The sequence below is a fragment of the Streptomyces flavofungini genome (assembly GCF_041028215.1).
Taxonomy (GTDB): domain Bacteria; phylum Actinomycetota; class Actinomycetes; order Streptomycetales; family Streptomycetaceae; genus Streptomyces; species Streptomyces flavofungini_B.
Genome location: NZ_JASKYR010001502.1, coordinates 1 through 562, shown reverse-complemented (window position 1 = coordinate 562; position 562 = coordinate 1). Strand labels below are relative to the sequence as shown.

At 66.3% G+C, this 562-nt stretch carries 1 protein-coding gene; it reads left to right on the top strand.

Annotated features, from left to right (window positions below; genetic code table 11):
- Positions 1-348, top strand: a 348-nt coding sequence (locus tag AB8Z36_RS41890; protein WP_440582148.1) for an oxidoreductase, incomplete at its 5' end; no start/stop codon positions are given.
- Positions 349-562: the final 214 nt, after the last annotated feature.

Here is a 562-nt window from a genome sequence, read left to right as displayed (position 1 = left end):
GCCCTGACCCTCGCAGACATCCCCGGTGCCATCGACGAATACGTGCAGGCCGCCCGCAACGCAATCGACGCAGGCATGGACGGCATCGAACTCCACGGCGCCAACGGATACCTGCTGCACCAGTTCCTCGCCCCCTCGGCTAACCAGCGCACCGACACCTATGGTGGCTCCCCCCGGGCCAGGGCCCGTTTCGTCATCGAGGTCGCCCAGGCCGTGAGTGACGCCATCGGAAGCGAACGCGTGGGCATTCGCATCTCCCCGGCGATTAACCTTCACGGTGCACTGGAGAGCGACCCGACACGGGCCTGGCCTACCTCCACACCATCGGTGACCCCGCCTCCGAGCTGATCACTGATCTCGCCCACCGCTTCGCAGGTATCCACATTGTCAGCAACGGCTGGGATCCGGTCACCGACGTCACTGCTGCCCAGAACCTCATCAGCAGCGGCAAGGCCGATCTCGTCGCCGTGGGCCGCGCCTTCATCGCCAACCCTGACCTGGTCCACCGCTGGCAGACCGGAGCCGACCTCAACCAGCCCGACGGAMCGACCTTCTACGGAGG